This window comes from Myxococcus sp. AM011, from assembly GCF_013372595.1.
Classification (GTDB): domain Bacteria; phylum Myxococcota; class Myxococcia; order Myxococcales; family Myxococcaceae; genus Myxococcus; species Myxococcus eversor.
Genome location: NZ_JABXEM010000223.1, coordinates 1 through 20,254 on the forward strand (window position 1 = coordinate 1; position 20,254 = coordinate 20,254).

20 protein-coding genes are annotated in these 20,254 nt (G+C 69.4%); 10 read left to right on the forward strand and 10 right to left on the reverse strand.

Annotated elements, in window-relative coordinates:
- The first annotated feature begins 158 nt into the window (after positions 1–158).
- The 3 genes from HUW62_RS34980 to HUW62_RS34990 all read left to right on the forward strand — a co-directional run bounded on the left by HUW62_RS34980 (position 159) and on the right by HUW62_RS34990 (position 4,021).
- Complete coding sequence (locus HUW62_RS34980) at positions 159–2,834, forward strand: RND family transporter (protein WP_163863922.1); 2,676 nt, start codon at positions 159–161, stop codon at positions 2,832–2,834.
- Positions 2,835–2,900: 66 nt separating this feature from the next.
- Positions 2,901–3,500 (forward strand): MXAN_6521/LA_1396 family lipoprotein, encoded by a 600-nt coding sequence (locus tag HUW62_RS34985; protein WP_163863923.1) that lies wholly within the window; start codon positions 2,901–2,903, stop codon positions 3,498–3,500.
- A gap of 11 nt (positions 3,501–3,511) precedes the next feature.
- Positions 3,512–4,021 (forward strand): MgtC/SapB family protein, encoded by a 510-nt coding sequence (locus HUW62_RS34990; protein WP_176436890.1) that lies wholly within the window; start codon positions 3,512–3,514, stop codon positions 4,019–4,021.
- A gap of 220 nt (positions 4,022–4,241) precedes the next feature.
- Here HUW62_RS34990 and HUW62_RS34995 read toward each other — a convergent pair whose 3' ends face one another.
- The 7 genes from HUW62_RS34995 to HUW62_RS35025 all read right to left on the reverse strand — a co-directional run bounded on the left by HUW62_RS34995 (position 4,242) and on the right by HUW62_RS35025 (position 9,465).
- Complete coding sequence (locus HUW62_RS34995) at positions 4,242–4,736, reverse strand: hypothetical protein (RefSeq protein ID WP_176436891.1); 495 nt, start codon at positions 4,734–4,736, stop codon at positions 4,242–4,244.
- 135 nt (positions 4,737–4,871) lie between these two features.
- On the reverse strand, positions 4,872–6,689 hold the full coding sequence (gene ptsP, locus HUW62_RS35000) for a phosphoenolpyruvate--protein phosphotransferase (RefSeq protein ID WP_163863925.1): 1,818 nt from the start codon (positions 6,687–6,689) through the stop codon (positions 4,872–4,874).
- Between the two features lie 46 nt (positions 6,690–6,735).
- A complete protein-coding gene (locus tag HUW62_RS35005) occupies positions 6,736–7,014 on the reverse strand; it encodes an HPr family phosphocarrier protein (protein WP_163863926.1) in 279 nt (92 codons plus the stop codon).
- A gap of 24 nt (positions 7,015–7,038) precedes the next feature.
- The gene (locus tag HUW62_RS35010; protein ID WP_163863927.1) at positions 7,039–7,806 is read right to left on the reverse strand and encodes a PTS system mannose/fructose/sorbose family transporter subunit IID; all 768 of its coding nucleotides are present in this window, start codon (positions 7,804–7,806) and stop codon (positions 7,039–7,041) included.
- On the reverse strand, positions 7,803–8,519 hold the full coding sequence (locus HUW62_RS35015) for a PTS sugar transporter subunit IIC (RefSeq protein ID WP_163863928.1): 717 nt from the start codon (positions 8,517–8,519) through the stop codon (positions 7,803–7,805). The genes HUW62_RS35010 and HUW62_RS35015 overlap by 4 nt, the downstream gene beginning before the upstream one ends.
- Positions 8,520–8,523: 4 nt before the next feature.
- Positions 8,524–9,009 (reverse strand): PTS sugar transporter subunit IIB, encoded by a 486-nt coding sequence (locus HUW62_RS35020; RefSeq protein WP_163863929.1) that lies wholly within the window; start codon positions 9,007–9,009, stop codon positions 8,524–8,526.
- Positions 9,010–9,042: 33 nt separating this feature from the next.
- Complete coding sequence (locus tag HUW62_RS35025) at positions 9,043–9,465, reverse strand: PTS sugar transporter subunit IIA (protein ID WP_141647100.1); 423 nt, start codon at positions 9,463–9,465, stop codon at positions 9,043–9,045.
- 420 nt (positions 9,466–9,885) lie between these two features.
- Here HUW62_RS35025 and HUW62_RS35030 point away from each other — a divergent pair, with 420 nt between their 5' ends.
- The 3 genes from HUW62_RS35030 (at position 9,886) to HUW62_RS35040 (ending at position 12,655) form a co-directional block, all read left to right on the forward strand.
- Positions 9,886–10,383 (forward strand): peroxiredoxin, encoded by a 498-nt coding sequence (locus HUW62_RS35030; RefSeq protein WP_176436892.1) that lies wholly within the window; start codon positions 9,886–9,888, stop codon positions 10,381–10,383.
- A gap of 482 nt (positions 10,384–10,865) precedes the next feature.
- Complete coding sequence (locus HUW62_RS35035; protein WP_176436893.1) at positions 10,866–11,972, forward strand: M35 family metallo-endopeptidase; 1,107 nt, start codon at positions 10,866–10,868, stop codon at positions 11,970–11,972.
- 116 nt (positions 11,973–12,088) lie between these two features.
- Positions 12,089–12,655, forward strand: a complete 567-nt coding sequence (locus HUW62_RS35040; protein WP_163863932.1) for a protease — start codon at positions 12,089–12,091, stop codon at positions 12,653–12,655.
- Positions 12,656–12,693: 38 nt separating this feature from the next.
- On the opposite strand, the gene HUW62_RS35045 is transcribed toward HUW62_RS35040, so the two are convergent.
- The 3 genes from HUW62_RS35045 to HUW62_RS35055 all read right to left on the reverse strand — a co-directional run bounded on the left by HUW62_RS35045 (position 12,694) and on the right by HUW62_RS35055 (position 15,830).
- Entirely contained in the window at positions 12,694–13,782 is a 1,089-nt protein-coding gene (locus HUW62_RS35045; protein ID WP_163863933.1) for a 6-phosphofructokinase, read from the reverse strand.
- An 89-nt stretch (positions 13,783–13,871) separates the two neighbouring features.
- Positions 13,872–14,792, reverse strand: coding sequence for an NAD+ kinase (locus HUW62_RS35050; RefSeq protein WP_163863934.1), 921 nt, complete (start codon positions 14,790–14,792; stop codon positions 13,872–13,874).
- Positions 14,793–14,816: 24 nt separating this feature from the next.
- Positions 14,817–15,830 carry an SPFH domain-containing protein gene (locus HUW62_RS35055; RefSeq protein WP_176436894.1) on the reverse strand — a complete coding sequence of 338 codons (1,014 nt, stop codon included), beginning with the start codon at positions 15,828–15,830 and terminating at the stop codon, positions 14,817–14,819.
- 194 nt (positions 15,831–16,024) lie between these two features.
- On the opposite strand from HUW62_RS35055, the gene HUW62_RS35060 reads away from it, so the two are divergent.
- The 4 genes from HUW62_RS35060 (at position 16,025) to HUW62_RS35075 (ending at position 20,115) form a co-directional block, all read left to right on the forward strand.
- Positions 16,025–16,732: a metallophosphoesterase family protein gene (locus HUW62_RS35060; protein ID WP_163863936.1), complete on the forward strand. Its 708-nt coding sequence runs from the start codon at positions 16,025–16,027 to the stop codon at positions 16,730–16,732.
- Positions 16,733–16,822: 90 nt separating this feature from the next.
- On the forward strand, positions 16,823–17,617 hold the full coding sequence (locus HUW62_RS35065) for a DUF1629 domain-containing protein (RefSeq protein ID WP_163863937.1): 795 nt from the start codon (positions 16,823–16,825) through the stop codon (positions 17,615–17,617).
- Between the two features lie 140 nt (positions 17,618–17,757).
- Positions 17,758–18,981, forward strand: a complete 1,224-nt coding sequence (locus HUW62_RS35070) for a serine/threonine-protein kinase (protein WP_368670547.1) — start codon at positions 17,758–17,760, stop codon at positions 18,979–18,981.
- Between the two features lie 57 nt (positions 18,982–19,038).
- On the forward strand, positions 19,039–20,115 hold the full coding sequence (locus HUW62_RS35075) for a PEGA domain-containing protein (RefSeq protein WP_176436896.1): 1,077 nt from the start codon (positions 19,039–19,041) through the stop codon (positions 20,113–20,115).
- Positions 20,116–20,254 lie beyond the last annotated feature (139 nt).

A 20,254-nucleotide genomic window follows, 5' to 3' on the forward strand; every position in this document is an offset into this window, starting at 1 on the left:
GCCGTACTCCCCGTGGAGGGGGGGGCACTGAGGGCTCGCCTGGCCCCCTGTCAATTATTCCCGGGGCCGCTTCCGGGGTTTCCCCGGGGCCCGGAAGCCGGGCGGGCAGGTGGGCCGTGCTTCCGGGGCAGCGCGTTTGTCGGTAGGGTCGCCCGCGAATGAGTGGCGCTCCTCGAAACCCGAACTCGCATTCTCGCTTCGCCTACGCCTTCGCCGAGCTGCTGGTCCGTCGTCCAGGCACCATCCTGGCCGTACTGCTGACCCTGCTCGCCGTGTCCACGTGGGCCACGCTGAAGCTGCGCATCAACTCCAACCAGCTCGACCTCATCTCCCAGGATTTGCCGGAGGTGAAGGACGTCAAGCAGGTCATCGACATGGTGGGGGGCAGCGGCTTCCTGATGGTCGCCCTGCGCTCGACGGACGAGGCCGCGATGAAGCGGACCGCGGACGACATCGCCGGGATGCTCGAGGCCGACAAGGAGAACGTCCGCACCGTCTCCTACAAGCTGCCCGTCGAGTTCATCCAGCAGAACATGGTCCTCTTCGTGAAGACGGAGGACCTGGTCGAGGGCAAGCGCCGCATCATGGCCTTCCTCGAGGACAAGCTGCGCCGCAGCAACCCCTTCTACATCGACATGGGCGCCACCAAGCCGGTGGAGCTGGACATGCAGGACCTGGTCGACAAGTACTCGTCCGTCGGAAAGAAGAGCATCCGCGACGACTACAACATCTCCAGCGACAAGAAGATGGTGCTCATCCTCGTCAAGCCGATGTGGGACACCACGGAGATTGGCAAGACGAAGGACTACCTCGACAAGCTCAACAAGGACCTGGCCGCGTACTCCACGCAGGCCGGCAAGGTGAAGCTGGTCGAGGACTACAAGTTGATGGGCGACTCGCAGACCATCGCCTACGGCTACACCGGCTCGTACAAGACGACGGTGGACGACTCCTTCGCGATTGAGGAGTCGCTGCAGCCCGTCACCGTCATCGCGCTGGTGACCATCTTCGCCATCACCATCCTCTTCTTCCGCAAGCTGGCGCCGACGTTCATCGTCGTCAGCGGCACGGTGATTGGGACGATTTATACGCTGGGCTTCACCTACGCGACGATTGGTGAGCTCAACATGATCACCTCCATCCTGGGCGGCATCCTGATGGGGTTCGGCATCGACTACGGCATCCACTTCACCTTCCGCACGCGGTTGGAGCTGGGCGCGGGCAAGCCGTACGACGTGGCCATCATCGACGCCTTCGTCAACGCGGGGCGCCCCGCGGCGGTGGCCGCCGTCGTCACGGGTGGCTCCTTCTTCGTGTTGATGGTCAGCGAGTTCCGCGGCTTCTCCCAGTTCGGCTTCCTGGCCGGCTGCGGCACGCTCATCCTGGGCCTGACGCTCTTCGTGTGGAGCGCGTCGCTGCTGGCGCTGGTCGGCCGCATCAACCCGGAGTGGCCCAAGAAGCTCATCGGCGAGATGAAGCCGCCGCCGGTCAACTCCGCCATCAGCGGCCAGGAGCTGCGCATCCCCCGTCCCGGCCTGGTGCTGGGCGTGAGCACCGCCATCGTCGCGCTCATCTGCGCCGCCGCCGTTCCCTGGGCGGGCACGGGCGAGCCTCCCGAGGGCGCGCTCGGCTTCTTCGACCGCGTGAAGCACGGCGTGGGCTTCAACTACAACACCCGCGCGCTCATCCCGGACGGCATGTCGTCGGTGCTGCTGCAGGACGAAATCAACGTCCGCTTCAACATCTCCAGCGACCCGATGGCCGTCTACACCAAGGACCTGGACGAGGCCGAGGGCGTGTACCGGGAGCTGACGCAGAACGCGCACAAGTACCCGTCCATCGACCAGGTGGTGAGCATCTTCACCTTCGTTCCGCCCGAGGCGACGGCGAAGGCCAACGAGAAGGTGCTCCAGGAGTGGAAGCAGGACATGGCGAATCTGGAGGCGCGCGGCTTCTCCATCTCCGCGCTCCCGCCGGACATGCAGGACAAGGCCACGTTCTTCATGAAGGTGCTGGATGCGAAGCCCTTCGACGTGCACGGCGTGCCGGACAACTACAAGGCCCAGTTCAAGAACCTGCCCACCGCGCAGAACAAGGGCTACCTCACGTTCATCTACTCGAGCGTGGACCTGTTCGACGGCCAGAAGATGATGCAGTTCGCCGACGAGACGCGCGGCATCCCCGTCACGTACAACCCGGGCCGCTTCGACAAGGACGACTTCGACCCGCCGGGCCCCACCGCGCAGAAGGAGTTCCGGGCCGCGGGCGCCACGCAGCTGTACGCGAAGCTTGCGCGCATCGTCCTCTGGGACGGCAAGGTGACGGTGGTGCTCACGGCGCTGTGGATTCTCGCCATGCACTTCCTGGACTTCCGCAACGCGAAGCTGGCGCTGGCGTCGGTGATTCCGCTGGGCGTGGGCGTGGCGATGATGCTCGGCATCATGTCGCTGACGGGCCTGCGGCTGAACTTCATGAACATCATCATCCTGCCCATCCTCCTGGGCTTCGGGGTGAGTCACGGCCTGTACCTCCTGCATCGCTTCCTGGAAGGCACTTCGCCGCTCGTCGCGCTGAGGAGCGTGGGCGCGGCGGTGGCGTCCTCCACGCTGACGGCGGTGGCGGGCTTCGCCGCGCTGCTGGCCGCCAAGCACAACGGCCTGCGCTCCATGGGCATGGTGGCCTGCATCGGCCTCATCACCACGCTGGTGGTGTCCTTCACGGTGCTGGCCGCGGTGATGCAGCTGATGCACGACCGGCGTCAGCGCGAGGCGTCCCGGGGAGGAAACACGCCCCAGTCCGGCGGCGGTGAGGACAGCTCCACGCGAGCGGCCTGAGGCACGCGGTACACGGTGCGGTAACACGAGGCCCCCTTCCATGAAGGGGGCCGGGAGAGGGACATCATGAGGATGATGCGATGGGCGCCCCTGCTCGGGCTGGGGCTGTTGGCGGGTTGCTCCGCGGTGAAGACGCACCGCGTGCGCGGCGACTACGCCCAGGTGGACCGCAAGGCGACGAAGCGGCTGGTGGTGGTGGCGCAGCCGCTGCCCGACGAGAAGCCCGCGGTGGGTGAGCTGTGGACGCTCATCGCCCGCCAGTGGGTGAACCAGAACCGCGACTTCATCGTGAAGGACAACGTCGCGCTGCCGGGCCGGCCCGCGGACACCACGTTCAAGGGGCTGTGCGTGGAGGGCGTGGAGGGCGTGCTCTGGTTGGACCCGAGCATCAGCCTCAAGGGCGACGGCGCGGAGGCCGAGGTGAAGGCGCAGCTGTTGCGGTGCACCGACGGCCAGGAGGTCTGGGCGGCGGAGGCGGCGGGGAGCTGGAGCTCGAGCGACGAGGACTACGCGGCGCGCGTGACGAAGTTCAGCCAGGAGTTGGGCGAGGAGGTGGCGCCCTACGTCGTGCCCACCACGAAGCTGCTGGCGGCCACGCTGGAGACGCTGCCCAATCCCGAACTGACGGAAGCGGACAAGGACGAGAAAATCGAGCTGGGTGAGTAGGCTCGTCCCACGTGGATGAGAAACTCATCGCCCTGCGGCTCGGCGTCGCGGCGCTGCTCGGCGCCGTGCTCGGCCTGGAGCGGGAGCTGCGCGGACAGGCCGCCGGGCTGCGCACGCACATCCTCGTGTCCCTGGGCGCGTGTCTCTTCACGCTGGCCAGCGTCTTCGTCGAGTGGACGCTGGGCAGCGACTCCCCGAAGGGCTCGAACGCGGACATCAGCCGCATCGCCAGTCAGGTGGTGGTGGGCATCGGCTTCCTGGGCGCGGGCGCCATCATCCGTGACAGGGGACACGTCAAGGGACTGACGACGGCGGCGAACCTGTGGCTCACCGCCTCGGTGGGCCTGGCCACCGGCATGGGCTTCCACTGGGCGGCCGGCACCACGGTGGTCATCGCCCTGCTGGCCCTCGCGGGCCTGCGCCCCGTGGAGCGCGCCATCCGACGCCATCGCATCAAGCGGGGCCTGAAGGTGGAGGGCTCCATCCCCTCGGCCTCCGACGACGAGGACGCATGGGACTGAATCACCTCCGGCCGGCGAGTTGGCGAGGGAACCCGTCGCCAGGCCCCGCCCTCGTGGACGCACGGAACTGAATCCCCCGTGGCCGATGCGCTGGCGAGAGGACCCGTCGCCAGTTCCGTCCTCGTGGACGCTCGCGACCGGGCTGAATCACCCGCAGCCGGCGCGCTGGCGAGGGGATCCGTCGCCAAGCCCCACCCTCGTGGACGCTCGCGGGAGAAACTCAACGACGCGTGTGCGAGTCTCCCTCGGACGGAGGGCCCGCGTGGCGCCCGGAAGGATTGTCCTCGGGCTCGAGCCGGCGCTCCTCGGCATGCTCCGCGGGCCGGCCCACCAGCACCCCTTGCGGCACGTCATCGTCCCCGGCCGCCAGGGCCACCGCTCCTCCGTCCGCGCGGGACCGCACCCTGTCGACGGGGGCGACACCCACAAGCGCTCCCGTCACGTCGTGGTACAGGGCCGCGTGACGGGCCGTCTCTCCGCGCGCCTCCAGCACGTCCGGTCTGACGCCTGGAAGGCTCGCCAGGTCCTCGCGCAGGTACACGTCATCCCGGTCGATGTCCGACACGTCCGAGAAGGCCACCCGGCAGTCGCGGTGGAAGAAGCCGCCCTTCTCGATGACGAAGCCCGCCGCGTCGACCGAGACGACGAGGCCCAGGTTCTCCCCATCCCTGTCCCGCGCCGTCATGCCCTGCTGGATGTCCGCTGGATTGAACACGCCCGCCTCCCAGGTCAGGTGTTGACCTGCTCGACCTGAAAGCTGGGCATGGCCCACGCGCCTCGGCACGGGCCTCCCGCCGGGCAGGCAGGGGAACAGGCCCCCGCACCGCGCCCCGGCGGAGGACGCGGTGCTTCAGCCCGTGGTGCGCCCGGACGGCGCGGTGCTGGCGTGCACGGGTTCGGTACGCTCCACCGTGTCGACGAAGCGCCGGTCCATCTCCGTGCGCATGAAGCGCTCGATTTCCTCGGCGGTGGTCAGCTCCATCGCCTCGCGCAGCAGCACCGACGCGTCCACCCGACTCACCCGGCGGATGAAGCGCTTCACGGCCGGAATCTGCCCCGACGTCATCGACAGCTCGTCGAAGCCGAGCGCCAGCAGCACCAGCGTGTAGAGCGGGTCTCCCGCCATCTCCCCGCACATGGACACGGGGATGTTGGCGGCCTTCGCCGCGGCGACGATGGTGTCCAGCATGCGCAGCACGGACAGGTGCAGCGGCCGGTAGAGGTAGGCCACTTCGCGGTTCTGGCGGTCGATGGCCAGCGAGTACTGGATGAGGTCGTTGGTCCCCACCGAGAAGAAGTCGGCCTCCTGCGCCAGCCGGTCCGCGATGATGGCCGCGCTCGGCGTCTCCACCATGATTCCCACCGGGAAGCGCTTGCCCACGGGCACGCCCGCGCGGCCAAGCTCCGTACGGCACGCCTCCAGCTCGCTCCGGGCCTCGCGCAGCTCGCTCACCCCGCAGATGAGGGGGAACATCAGCCGCAGGTTGCCGTGCACGCTGGCGCGCAGGAGCGCGCGGAGCTGGGTGCGGAACAGGTCGCGGTTGGACAGGCAGTAGCGGATGGCCCTCAGGCCCATCGCCGGGTTGGGCTCCTTCTCGTGCTTCGTCTTGCCCGGCACCTTGTCGCCGCCCAAGTCCAGCGTGCGGATGGTGACGGGGCGCCCGCCCATGGCCTCCAGCACCTGACGGTAGGCGCGGTAGTGCTCCTCCTCCGTCGGCGCCGTCTTCCGGTCCAGGAACATGAACTCGGTGCGGTACAGGCCAATGCCCTCCGCGCCGTGCGCCAGGAGCGACGGAATCTCCTCCAGGAACTCCATGTTCCCATTGAGCCGGATGCGGAAGCTGTCCGTGCTGATGGCCTCCAAATCCTTCGTCGCCAACGCGACCTGCTCGGCTTCCTGATGCCGGCGCTGCTCGTCGCGGAAGCTCTGGAGCTGCTCCTCCGTGGGGTTGACCAGGATGATGCCCCGGGTGCCGTCCATGGCCACCAGGTCCCCGGGAGAAATCTGCTCGCTGGCCCTTCCCGCGCCCACCACGGCGGGCGTCTCGCGCGCCCGGGCCACAATCGCCGTGTGACTCGTCTGGCCACCCAGGTCCGTCACGAAACCCGCCACCCGGCCGCTGCGCGCCATCATCGCGGCGTCGGCCGGAGGCAGGTCGTGTGCGACGACGATGGCCTCCGCGGGGACCTCCACCTCTTCGTCCACCACCTGGCCCATCAGGTTGCGGATGATGCGGTCGGCGACGTAGTCCACGTCGGAGCGCCGCTCGCGGAAGTACTCGTCCGGGATGTTGTCGAACAGGTGCTTGATTTTGCGCGCCACGCGGCGGACGGCCCACTCGGCGTTGATGCGGTCCTCGACGATGAGCTGGTTGACCGCGTCCACCAGCATCGGGTCATGGAGCATCAGCCGATGCGCTTCCAGGATGAGGGCGTGGTCGGAGCCCTCGGTGCGCGTGATTTGTTCCTTGAGCTCGGCGAGCTGGCGGTCGGACAGGTCCACCGCCGTCTTCATCCTCATCCGCTCGGGCTCGACCTCCGCCTCCGCCAGCCTCAGCTTCGGCGTGCGGATGCGTTTGCGGTCCAGGATGAAGGCGTGGCCGACCGCCACGCCGGGTGAGGCGCCGATGCCCATCAACCTCAGTGTGGGAGTGGCTTGGCTGCTCACGTGTCTTTCTTTCCTCCGCGTCCTACCGCGTTTGCATTCTCACCCGTCACTTCGACTCGCCAAAACGGTCGGCGATGAGCTTTGCCAACTCCTGGAGACATGCCTCGGCGTCGTCTCCCTTACACGTCACCTTCACCTTGAACCCCTGGGCGGCCGCCAGCATCAGCACCCCCATGATGGACTTGGCGTTGGCCTTCTGACCCTCGGCCTCGATGAAGACGTCGCTCTTGAAGCGATTGGCCACCTTGACCATCTGCGCCGCCGCCCGGGCATGCAGCCCCAGCTCGTTGATGATCTCGTATGTTCCTTCGGCCACCGTTGACATCGCGACTCCTACCTCTCGTCTTACCTAAAGGAAGGCACCCGCCGCGCCAGCCAGAATCGCCGCGAGGTAGAGCACCACGTAGTTGGGCACCCGACGGCTGACCAGCACGTAGGATGCAACCCCCAGGGCCAGGCACCCGGCCGCCAGCAGGGGCGCATGGGCCCCGCCCGCGTTGGCCCCGAAGGACACCGCCAGCCAGGCCGCGAGCCCGCCAGCGCACAGCGCCGCCACCGTCCTGAGCCGCGCCCCTCGCGCCGGCAGGTTGGCCCGCGCCACCGCCTCCACCAGCCGGTCTCCCAGGGTGAGCCCCAGCCAGTACAACCGCACCCGCAGGAGCATGTGGACCAGATTGTAGAACAGCAGGAACACCGGCACCGCCCACAGCCCCATCAGCGGCACCAGCGCGGCGCCCACCGCGCCAGCCGCGGGCTTGAGCGACAGCCAGAAGAAGCCGTCCCCCAGCGCGGCCAGCGGCCCCATCAGCGCCGCCTTGAAGGCCACCACCTTGTCGGGCGTCTCCTCGCCCCGGGCGATTCTCTCCTCGTGGAACACCACCCCGCCGACGATGGCCGCGGCCACGTACGGGTGGGTGTTGAAGAAGACCAGGTGCCGGCGGACGGCCTCCTCGCGCGCGGTGCCTGACGCGTACAGCCGCTCCAGTGCGGGGAAGACGGCGTAGGCCAGCCCCAGGTTCTGCATGCCCTTGGGGTTCCACGACGCCTGGAGGAAGAGCGAGCGCATGAAGACGCGCAGCAGCACCGTCCAGGGCAGCGCGGTGTCCGGAGCGCTCACGAGCGCTCCTGGAGCAGGAAGAAGACCACGGTGACAGTGACGGCCGCCGCGCCCAGCGCCGCGTAGAGGGGAGCCCGCCTGGCGTGGCTGCCCTGCGCGGCGATGGCGGCGGCCACGGAGGCCATCGCGGGCCAGGCCCACGCCAGCCCGCGCACCAGCATGGGGGGCATCTCCTGGAGCATCGGCTCCGCGAAGAAGCCGGCGAGCGCACACAGCGACGTCAGCACGCCGTACACCACGAAGTGCGGCCACATGCCCCACAGGTTCTGCCGCATGGCGCGCGTGAGGTTGCCCGTCTCCGCGGACGCCAGGGCCACCCGCGCCAGCCGGGCCGAGTAGCCCTCCAGGAGCCGGTCCGCGCGCCGCCCCACCCTTCCCATGCCGATGAAGAGCAGCACCGCCAGCGACCAGATGGCCGGCGTGGAGCCCGCGCCGGAGGCCAGCGTAATCGTGGCCGCGGCGGCGCTGGTGGCGGTGGCCGCCAGGGTGTCGTTCTCCGGCAGCGCCGCGCCCAGGTTGGCGGTGCCCAGGAAGAACAGCTCCAGCAACAGGCCCACGCCCAGCCCGGAGGGCACGTCATTGAGGAGCAGCCCCATGACGGTGGCGGCGACGAGCGGCCGGGACAGCATGGCCTGGAGGAACGCCTTGCGCTCCACGGCCACCAGTCCGCCCCACACTCCCGCCAGCGCCACCTGGGTCCAGACGACGCTCACGCGCTCACCCGGCCTTCGCCCACCGCTCGGACAGGTCCGGCAGCTCCACCGGCTTCTCCGCGGGCACCGCGCGCGCTTCCACCCGCACGCCCTGCTCCGCCAGTTGCTGGAGCGTGCGCAGCTCCGCCTCCGCCAGGAACACGGACGGGGACACCTGCCGCCGGCCGGTGCCGAAGTGGACGTTGCCCAGGTTCAGCTCGCCCAGGCTCAGCCCGTGCGCGTACGCGAAGGGCACCGAGGCCACGTCGCGCAGGAGCACCAGCGTGCGCACCCCGTCCTTGGACAGGGCCGCGAAGTCCACCTGGGAGAGGGGGAGGATCTGCACCTCGATGGCGCTTTGCACCGCCAGCGCCATGGCGGCGCGGATGAGCGGGCTGGAGGCAGCCTCGTCATCCGCGACCACGACGCGGGACACCTTGAGGTGGGGTAGCCAGGCCTCGACGACCTGGCCGTGGATGAGGCGGTTGTCGACGCGGACCAGGGTGATCACGGCAGTCTCGAATCGCCGACCCGCGCGGGTCCGTCAAGTTCGCGGTTGCTGCTGGGCCTCGCGAAGCAGGGCGGATGCACAGGTGATGTTGCGTTGACCATGGGATGCCAGCTGGTTGGCCATCTCAGGGAGGGTGAGCTGCTCGGAACGGAGCGAGTTCGCCTTGAGGAGCATGGGCAGGTTGACGCCCGCCAGGACCTCCAGGTTCATGCGCTGACACATCATCAGCGACTCCTTACAGGGCGTACCTCCGAACAGGTCCGCGAGGATGATGACACCGTCACCGGTGTCCACGCGCGACACCGCCTGCTTCATCTTCGCGCGGATGTCCTCAACGGGAGTCCCCGGCTCGATGTTGCAGGTTGCCACCGCGGGGAGTTTCCCCACGATCTGTTCCGCGGTGGAGACCAGCTCCTCCGCCAAACGCCCGTGCGATGCGACGACGAGGCCGACCATGTTCACTCCTGACCAACCCCCCGGAGATCGCGTCCTACGCCTGAACACGAAGTTGCGCAACTCCGGCGAAAGTTTCCGCCCTGTACCCTGGATAAGCTCTCACGTCTTGTCTCGAAAGGTAAGACGCAGTTGCCTCCCGTGCCCGAAATTTCGGGTCCGGCCTCGCGAAGGGCTGTCGCCTGCCGGACGGGGGAGCGCCATTCGCATCCCCCACGAATATGAGATGCGGCGTGGAGGGTGAAGGTGCTCGGCGCCAACAAGCGCGCGCCCACGCTCCTCACACCCTCGGACAGCGAGGGAGCAGCCGCCTCACCTGACAGGAGGGCTCGTCCGCAAGCTCGCCCCTCCTCTCGGGGCATGGTTGACTGCCGGAACTTGGGGCGCGCCGGGCCCCCACCTCCGGCGATGCGGGAGGACTGCGTGGCGAAGCAGAAGCTGCTGAAAGCCGGGGATGCGCTGCCGGACGTGACGTTGACGGGAGCGGGCAACCAGCCGGTGCGCTTGCGCGACCTCTCCGGGCAGAAGGTGCTCGTCGTCTACTTCTACCCGCGGGACGACTCGCCGGGTTGTACCGTGCAGGCGTGCGGCCTGAGGGACCAGTACGAGGACTTCGTCGCGGCGGGCGCGGAAGTCGTGGGCATCAGCGGTGACTCCTCCGCGTCCCACCAGGGCTTCGCCGCCAAGCACCGCCTGCCCTTCGTGCTGTTGAGCGACGAGAAGGGCGAGGCGCGCGAGGCCTTTGGCGTCGGCACCTCCTTCCTGGGCCTGCTCCCCGGCCGCGTGACGTTCGTCGTGGACCGCGCCGGAGTCATTCGCGACAGCTTCGAATCCCAGGTTCGAGTGGGCGAACACGTGCGGCGCTCCCTGGAGCTCGTCCGCTCCCTCGCCGCTGGAAGCGGGCCCGCCGCAGGGAAGTGACGCGAACGGAGCGCGTGCGCGGGCCTCCAATGTCGAGGCCGCACGCGCGCGTCCCATTCGCGAACAGCCCGCGCGGCGAAACCGGCCGCGCGACCCGCCCCACCGCGCCAACCCCGCGATGCGCCTGGGTTTCCACCCGCGCAACGCTCATGGCCCAGGCCTTGCTGTTGTGTCCGGATGCCACGCGATGACCGCGCGGCACGACGCAAGGAACACCGCCATGACCCCCCAAACCGAAAGCTTCTACGACACGGTCCTCTTCGCGCTCGGCCCCGTCGTGCTCGGCTACGCCGCGTGCATGGTGGCCCTGCTCGTGTCGTACGCCCGGCCCTAGTCGCACCTGGCTGTCGGGGTCTGGACGGGATTCCTCGGGCGGGGCTATAAAGTGGATATCGCGACAGGGCCGCATTCTCTGAATGAGGACCGCCGCGTACTCCGCGAAGTCACTCCCAAAAGTATCCCCCCGAAAGGAAGTCCCCGACATGAGCTTCAGCTCAGGTGGTCGCCTCAATTGGTGGATGGGTGCAGTTGTCAGTGTCTCGCTGCTGGGTGCCTGTGGTGCTCCGGAGGAGCGCGCGGGTGAAGTGCCCACCGAGGGCGAGTCGGCGCGAGATGCCGTCGCCGGAGACGTGGCGGTGAAGCTGTCGGTGCCGCGCTCGTCGCTGGCGGCCCGAGAGAGCGTGAGCGTGACGGTGACGCTCACCAACGTGGCGAAGGACACGGTGCGGCTGCTCAAGTGGCACACGCCGACGGACGGCCTCAAGGAGGACCTGTTCGCGGTGACGGTGGACGGCGCGAAGGCGGAGTACAACGGCCGTCACTACAAGTGGGCCACGCCGGTGACGACGGACTTCCTGCGCCTGGCGGCCGGGGAGAGCGTCTCGTACACGGTGGACCTGGGCACCATCTACGACTTCTCGAAGACGGGCAGCTACAGCATCCGCTACGACTCGGATGGTCACCACTCGGACGTGGGCCACGAGGGCGTGTCCCAGCTGCGCTCCGACAGCGTGGAGCTGTTCATTGAAGGCCGTGAGTTCCAGGCGCCGGTGGCCTGGGGCACGGACTCGGTCTCCGCGCAGGCGCTGTCCACGTCGAGCTGCACGGGCTCGCGTCCCGCCTCCACGGTGTCGACGGCGTTCTCCACCGCGCAGTCGATGACGAACAACTCCGTCAACTACCTCAACGGCACCATCGGCCCGCGCTTCACCACGTGGTTCGGCCCGAACAACGCGTCCAACCTGAGCACCATCAAGGCGCACTACGCGGCCATCAAGAGCGCCTTCGACACCCGCAACGTCATCGTCGACTGCGCGTGCTCGGACAGCGCCTACGCGTACGTCTACAAGAACCAGCCGTACCGCATCTACGTGTGCAACGCCTTCTGGAGCGCGCCGATGTCCGGCACCGACTCCAAGGGTGGCACGCTGGTCCACGAGATGAGCCACTTCACCGCGGTGTCGGACACGGATGACTGGGCCTACGGCCAGAGCGCCTGCCGCAGCCTGACCAGCTCCAACTCCGCGCGCGCCCGCGACAACGCGGACAGCCACGAGTACTTCGCGGAGAACACCCCCGCGCAGCAGTGACAGGCCTTCGTTGACATGATGTGAAGGGAAGCGGGGGTGCGGCCGGCGCCCCCGTTTTCTTTTGTGGAAGGCGCGAGGCATGGGGCCCCGCGCCGTCTTCGAGCTCGGAGGAATCCATGACGCGTGGACACGTGGGCCGCATCGCGCTTTTGACCCTGGCCATCACCGGGTCTGGCTGTGCGACGCGCAAGGAAGAGACAGCACCGCCAGCGGATGCGCGGACGCAGGAGGAGGCAGCCGTGGCGAAGACGCTGGAGTGCGCGCTGACAGGCCCCGCCCAGGTGAAGGCGGGCGAGCCGGTGGAGCTGGTGTTCAAGCTCACCAACCCCACGAAGGAGCCCCTGTACGTGCTCAAGTGGCACACGCCGCTGGAGGGCATCCGCAACGACATCTTCCAGGTGTCGCGCGACGGCGCCGCCTCCGAGCTGTCCTACGGCGGACCCATGGTGAAGCGCGCGCCGCCGGACGCTTCCTCCTACGCCACCCTCGCTCCGGGCGAGTCGGTGGAGGGCCGCGTGGACGTGGCGCCCGCGTACGGGCTCCAGGAGCCGGGCACCTACCGCATCACCTTCCGGGGGCCGCTGATGGACGTCACCTCGGAGCAGGCGAAGGTCCCCGCGCTCGCGGGCGACTACCACGACGCGGCGCTGAAGTGCCCCGAAGTCGTCGTGACTGTCACGTAGGGCGCGAGGTGAAGGAGCACCGGGCGCTCGCGCGCGGACTACAGCGCGAGCACGCCCTGCACGGACTCCATCATCCGCACACGCCGCTGGGTGACGGGGCTGCTGCCATCCAGCAGCGCCGCCGTCTCCGACAGCACCTGCTCCAGCGGATAGCGCTTCACATACGGGTCCGGTGTCGTCTGGCCGCCGGGCACCGTGGACTGCCAGCCCACCATCAAGTCCGTGGCGCCCTCCAGCGCGGCCTCCACGGCGGCGAAGGCGAGCCGGCCCGCGATCATCCGGTCATGGTGGGTGGGACTGCCGCCGCGCACCAGGTGGCCCAGCACCATGCCGCGCGCCTCCACGCCCTTCATGTCCTTCAAGCGCTCCTGGAGCCGCGAGACGAGCAGCGTCGTGGGCAGCTCCACGCCCTCCGCCTTCAGCACCAGGACGCGCCGCTTGGTGCGCCCCTCCGCCAGGTTGCGCCGCACCAGGTCCTCCAGCGCCTGGAGGATGTCCGCCTCTCCCCTCCCCTGCTCCCGGAACAGCACCGCGTCGGCGCCCGCGGAGACGGCCGCCGCCATGGCGAGGTAGCCACAGTGCCGCCCCATCACCTCGACGATGAAGGCGCGGCGGTGGGCGCGCGCGGTGTCGGAGATGCGGTCGCACGCCTCGACAATCGTGTTGAGCGCGGTGTCCACGCCGATGGCGGACGCGCTGCAGCCGATGTCGTTGTCGATGGACGCGGGGATGCCGACAATGGGCGTCTTGCACTCACGCGCCAGCAGGTGCGCGCCGGTGAGGCTGCCGTTGCCGCCGATGACGACAAGCCCCGACAAGTCCTCCAGGCGCCGGGCCGCGTCCGCGCGTCCCTCCGGCGTCATGAAGCGCTGGCTGCGGGCGCTGCCCAGGATGGTCCCACCCAACTGGCCGCTCGCATCCAGCTCCGGCTCCGGCACCAGCGGACCGCCCTCGCCGTCGGGCCGGGTCAGCTCGCGGAAGCGGCCCTCCATCAGCCCCTCGTAGCCGAACTCCACGCCCAGCACGCGCACGCCGCGCACCGCCGCCACGCGCACCAGCGCGCGCAGCGCCGTGTTCATCCCCGGCGAATCCCCGCCAGACGTCATCACCGCGAGTGTCCTGGCCATGAGCCTCTCCTCGTGCGTGTTCCAGCGCGGGACGCCCCGTGCGTCCGTGAGGCCTCACCATAACGCGAGGAACACGGCCTCCGGAAAACTCAGCCCACCACCAGCCGCGCGCGCTGTCGGGCCGGACGGATGTGCGCCCGCGCCCCCGCGCCGAAAACCAGGAAGTCCTCTTCCATGCCATCGCTGAAGATGACGCCCCCCGACGGCATCCGCGACTCCAGCACCAGCTCCTGCTCCGCCGTCACGAAGCCGCCCACCACCTCCGCGCCCGAGTGACGGCTCACGAAGGGCTCGCGCACCACGAAGGCCAGCCGGGGCTCCTCCCACGCCAGCCGCCACGCCTCCCCGGGCACGCCGCCCGTCTGCGCGGTGAGGCTCCGGGCCAGCGTGAAGACGGAGGACAGCCACCCGCTGGAGCCCGCGCCCGTGGACACCAGCACGCCACTGGACGACTGCGACTCCTCGTGTCCGCCATGGCTCAACCTGTAGCGCGCCGACACGTGGGTCCTCGCGCCGATGAACAAGTCGTTGAAGGCCAACAGCCGCTGCCCGTCCTCCAACCGCGCCTCCGCCAGCGTGACGCCGCGCACCCGGGCCTTGCCCTCGAGCACCTTGCGCACCGCGCCACGCGCCCCCGCGACTTCGTAGGGCAAGAGCACTCCGTCGAAGCGCTCCGGGTCCGGATTCACGCCCACCAGCGGCTGCTCGCCCACGTACTTGGCCACGTTCGCCACCAGGCCGTCCTGCCCCGCCACGACGACAACCTCCTTCCCGCTGAAGAGGAAGGTGGGCACCAGGCCCCGGTCCACCTGCTGCACCGGAAGCCCTACGTTGAGCGAGTCGCGGAGCCGGTCCACCGCGCGCAGGTACGCTTCGTCCTCGCGCTCGAACTCCTCGAAGTCCTGCCCCGCGTGCTCCACGTAGAACTTCGCCTGCTTCTTCGTGTTGAAGCGCTCCACCAGCCCCGCCAGCCGCGTGCGGCGGGTGACGAGCAGGATTTTCTCGTACATGACCCGGCCCTCCCTCGTCGTGGCTCAGCGCTCGCGGGGAGGCCCGTGTGGGGTGTTGCGCGCGGTGTCCCTCGGCGGCTTCGAGCCCGCGCCGCTCATCAGCGAGTTCAAGAGGTCCGGCGACACGTTCAGCTCGCCGATGCGGTGCGCGTTCTCCGCCATCTCCCGGAAGGCGAGCGCGATGTTCAGCGCCGGGTCCCCACCATTCACGGACGTCGCCATCAGCGTCTTCCAGTCCACCCCGCGCACCGGCGCCAGCGTCTTCTCCAGCGCGTAGGCCCGCGCGTCGGCGGCCTGCTTCTCGTTCTGCGCCCAGCGCTCCATCAGCGCCGAGCGCTGCTCCTCCACCGCGATGTCCCCCGCCATCTTCGCCTCGCGAAGCTGCCGCTGGCGCTCCTGCACCGCCAGCTCCGTCGCCAGCTCGCTCTCCTTGATGCGCCGCTCCTGCTCCACCGCCGCGTTGCGCCGCGCGTAGACGGCCTCGTCCGCCTGACGCTGCAGCCCCTCGCGCGCCTCGGCCTCCAGCGCCCGGGCCATCTCCGGCGTCGGCTTCGCGGACAACAGCGAGAACGCCATCGCCTCCACCCCCAGCGCCCGGATGGGCTCCGCCGTCGACAGCGCCGCCAGCACCTGGGCTTCAATCGTCTGCGCGCCCACCAGCACCTCGCGCAACACCATCCCCTGCACCACCGTGCGCGCGCGCACCTGCGCCACCTGCACCAGCCGCTCCGGCAGCTTCTCCGGGTCCTCCGAGCGGTGCCGCCCCGATGACGCCAACGAGTAGTCCAGCAGCGCCGCCAGCTTGCGCGCGTCCGCCACCCGGTACGTGAGCTGCCCCTGCAGCGTCACCGCCTGGAAGTCCCGGGTGATTTCGTTGAAGGCGAAGGGCACGTCCACGCTCGACAAGGGCACGCTCACCAACGTCGCCGACGGCTTCCAGTAGAAGAACGAGAGCCCCGCCCCCTCCCGCACCACCGTGCCTCCCTCGAACTGAATCACATACGACGTCGGTGCCGCCTTCATGTACCCGATGACCATGCGCCCGCCCCTCGCTGCTTCGTGTATTGTCTACACAGTCTTAGTGTCAAAAGAACACGATTGCAAATCGAAATCGGGACCTTCGAGTCGTGGACGAATGCGACGTGCATGCGCAGCTTTGCGGGGAAGCGCTGGTCTGGTTCCTTCTGGACAGGGTCCCCCGACCTTGCCAATGCACGGGGAGGGAGTGCCTCATGCACATCGCGGTGATTTCAGACCTCCACCTGGGCAGACGCGACGTGGCGGACCACTTCGGCCACGAGGACTCCTCGTTCGCCCGCTTCCTGCGCGTGCTGGAGGGCAACTTCGAGCGAATCGTCCTCCTGGGCGACATCTTCGAAACGCTCACCTCGCGGGCCCCTGGACACCAGGCGGCCGAGCTGGCGGCCGCGCGCGCCGCCCACCCGGAGTTGGTGCGCCGCTTCGCCGAGCCCCAGTACCACTACGTCCACGGCAACCATGACCTCGTCTCCGGCACGGCGCTCGGCGCGCCGGAGCACCTGGTGCTCGAGGCCGACGGCATCCGGATGTTGTTCACCCACGGGCACCACCACGACTGGGTCATCCGCAAGGCGCGCTGGTTCTCGGAGGCCTCGGTGTGGGCGGGCGGGTGGCTGCGGCGGATGCACCTGCGCGCGATGTTCCGCATGTTCAAGGCGCTGGACGCCCGGCTCTCGCACGCGCTGCCGGACCCGGCGCGGTGCACCTTCCAGCAGTGGGCCCTGGCGCGGGCCAGCGACAGCGCCGCGGACGTCGTCGTCACCGGCCACACCCACCTGGGCATGAAGGTGGAGCACGGCAGCCGGCTGTTCCTCAACAGCGGCACATGCTCGGAGGGCCAGTTCTCCTTCCTCAGCCTGGACACCCGCGCCGGCCAGTACGCGCTCCACACGTCCTGGTAGCGCGGGCTGGCGGGACGCGGAGCGGGCAGCGGACCGGGCCCCTCACGTTCCGCTCGCTCCCACCCGGGACGGGCGAAGTAACATCGCCGGATGTTCAGGCGGCTCACCCAAGCGCTCCGGCTGCTCGCGCGGAGCATCCCGGGTCCGAGCTCCGACGAAGGGACTCCACGCGGCGGCGCGGTACCTTCCGAGGAGGCTCCGGACAGCGCCCGCCGAGCACCCGCCGCCCGCCGCGCCTCGCAGCAGCCAGGGCGCGCGTCCCGCTACTTCGACCTGCACGACGACTTCCGCAACCCGGCCCGGCGCGAGCTGAGCGACCCGGTGGCCCTGGACGGGAAGAAGCCACGCTCCGTCTGGTCCTTCACCTCTGGCGCCCCGGTGTCGCACCAGGGCCGGCTGAAGCTGACCGCCGAGCCTCCCGGCCGCCCCCTGGACTTCTCCCTGGCGGGCGCGGGCCTCACCCCCATCGTCCACGCCACCGTGGCCTCCATCTTCCGGGAGCTGGCCCCGGAGGACGTTCAGCTCATCCCCGTGGAAGTCGAAGGCGAGCCCGAGCCCTTCTTCATCCTCGTCGCCACCCGCCTCATCCCCTGCCTGGATGAACGCGCCTGCGCGGAGGTCTCCCACTACACCGCCGAGGACGGCCCACCGGAGCGCGTGGGTCATTACCGCACCGTCCGCGGCCTGCGCATCGACGCGACGAAGACGCAGGGCGCTCGCGTGCTGCGCACCTGGGGCTGGCCCGTCAGCCTCATCGTCTCCGAGGGAATCAAGGAGGCCCTGGAGCACGCGGGCGTCTCCGGCCTCCGCTTCGCCGAAGTCACCCCTCCGTCGCCCGCACGGAAACGCCGTCGCAAGACGCGGAGCAAACCGAGACGCGGATGACCCACCTCACTCCCAATGTTTGATTCCCAAATGGCTTGACACCCTGAGGGTCGCGAACTTGTGGGGTAGGTAAACCAACTGTATCTTTCTCGCCTTACAGCTAATTCCTGAGGCGACAGTTGGACAGGCTCGACGCGCCAGTGCCGGTTCCCGTTGAAGATGTCTATTTCGGGAAATACAGAATTCTGCAAAGGCTCGCGGCGGGCGGGATGGCGCACATCTTCCTGGCCTCCATCGACGGACCGGACGGCTTCTCCAAGCCGTGTGTCATCAAGCGGGTGCTGCCGGAGTACGCCAACCTGGAGGCGTTCAGCCGGATGTTCGCGGACGAGGCGAAGGTCGCCGCGCTGCTGACGCATCCGAACATCGTGCAGGTCTTCGACTTCGGGAAGATTGATGGCCAGTACTACCTGGCCATGGAGTGGATTCAGGGGCAGGCGTTGGACCGGGTGCTGCGGCACGCGTGGAAGTCGCACTTCCCCCTGGGCCAGCGGGTGGCGGTGGACGTGGGAATCGCGGTGGCGGACGCGCTGGCGTACGCGCACTCGAAGACGCTGCCGGACGGCACGCCGCTGAAGCTGGTGCACCGCGACGTCACGCCGGGCAACGTGCTGGTGTCGCGCGACGGCATCATCAAGCTGGCCGACTTCGGCATCGTGAAGAGCGCGGTGAATGTGGAGCGCACCAGCGTGGGCGTGGTGAAGGGCAAGTACGCGTACATGTCCCCGGAGCAGATTACGAACCGGGAGCTGGACCATCGCTCGGACCTCTACTCCCTGGGCATCGTCCTCTACGAGGCGTCCACCGGGCGCCGCCTGTTCAAGCGTGAGACGGTGGAGCAGACCATCGTCGCCGCCACCCAGGTGCAGGTGACTGCTCCGTCGCTGGTGTCACCGGGTTTCTCGCCGGAGCTGGAGCGCATCATCCTGCGCCTGTTGGAGAAGGAGCCCGACGCGCGCTACCAGAGCGCCCGCGAGCTGGCGATGGACCTGGAGCGCTTCCGCGCCGCGCAGCAGTGGACGTCAGGCGGGCGCGAGCTGGCCTCGCTGGTGACGTCGCTGTTCCCCGCCGACACGACGGGCCAGCACGCCACGGCGCTGTCCGCGTTCGGCTCGTCGCCCGGCAGCGGCATGTCCGGAATGTCCGGCGGCGGCCTCCCCTTCGAGCGCACGCCGAGCCCCGTCTCGCGCCTCCCGCCCCCCGTGGAGGAGCGGACCTCGCCCACCATGCGCAGCCCCGTGGCGGTGCTTCCCGTGTCCATCCCCGTGGACCTGGACGAGCCGCCCTTCCCCTGGCCCGTCGTGCTGACCGCGGGAGCCGCGGCCTGCGCCAGTGCCCTGTTCTGGTACTTCGTCGTCGTCTGAAGCGGACGGCCTTCGTGCCCGGGCTGATGTGGCGCGTGCGGTGAGACCGAGAAGCGGATGAAACAGAAGACCTGGATTGCCGTCATCGTCGTCGGGACCCTCGCCCTCAACGCCATGGCCTACGTGGTGGTGCGCAAACGCCGCGCGACGGACGCCATTCCCACCACCGCTACCGCTCCCGTCACGCCTCCGACGCAGGCCGCGACAGCCACCCCGCCTCCGCCCCCGCCCGTGGCTCCGGTGGATGACGCGAGCGAGGGACTGGCCCGCGCGCGCCGCGCCGCAGGACTCGCCGCCCTGGAAGACCGCGACTACGACACGGCCGTCAGCGAGTTCACCGAGGCGCTGAGCCTGCGCAAGACGCCCGGCGGAGACCTGGTGGAGCTCTTGCGCATCGCCACCGACCTCCAGTCGCGCGAGCGCAACCGGGGACGCACGGAGCAGGCCAAGGCGACGCGAGAGCCCCCGGCGCGACAGGCGGCCCGGACGCGCGCCTCCAAGACGGCCTCGGCGGCGCGGACGCAGCCCAAGGAGGAGCCCGCCGTGCAGGAGGAGCCTCGCGGCGGCCTGCTGCTGGTGACGTCCACGCCGCCGGGCCTCGTGGTCCAGGTGGATGGGAAGGCCGTGGACATGACGCCCGCGCGGCTGCCCCTGCGCGCCGGGACGTACCGCGTGGCGCTCGCGCAGGGAGACCGGAAGCTGGTGGAGGAGACGGTGGAGCTGGAGGAGGACGCGGTGCACTCCATCAATCGCGACGTCAGCGCGCAGCTCACGCCCGTCGTCACGCGGCCCGCAGCGCCCACCTCGCCCGTGGCCGCCGTCACCGCGCCTGGCGCCGCCGCCGTGGAGCCTCCCGCCGCCCACGCGCCAGTGGCCGCCGCCGCACCCGTGGCCGCCGCCGCGCCCGAAGTGGCGAAGGTCGCCGCGACGGGCCGGGGTGAGCTGGACATCACCTCCCCGGCCCTCTACGGCGAGGTCTGGGTCAACAACCGTCCCTATGGCTTTCCGCCGCTGGTCGCCCAGAACCTCCCCGCCGGCCCCGCCCGCGTGGAGGTCCGCGTCAACGGTGAGGTGAAGCGTCGCATGAGTGTCGAGGTCGAGCCGGGTCGTCGCACGGCCGTCCGGGTGCGCTGAACCCCGCCGCGCACCGCTGTCTCCCCATCCTTGTCGGACGCGGGCCCTGGCCGCCCACGCCCCTTCCTTGCCCAGAGGTCCGCCCTCCATGTCGCTCCGCCTTCGCTGGCCCCGCCACCTGTTGCTCCCGCTGCTGCTC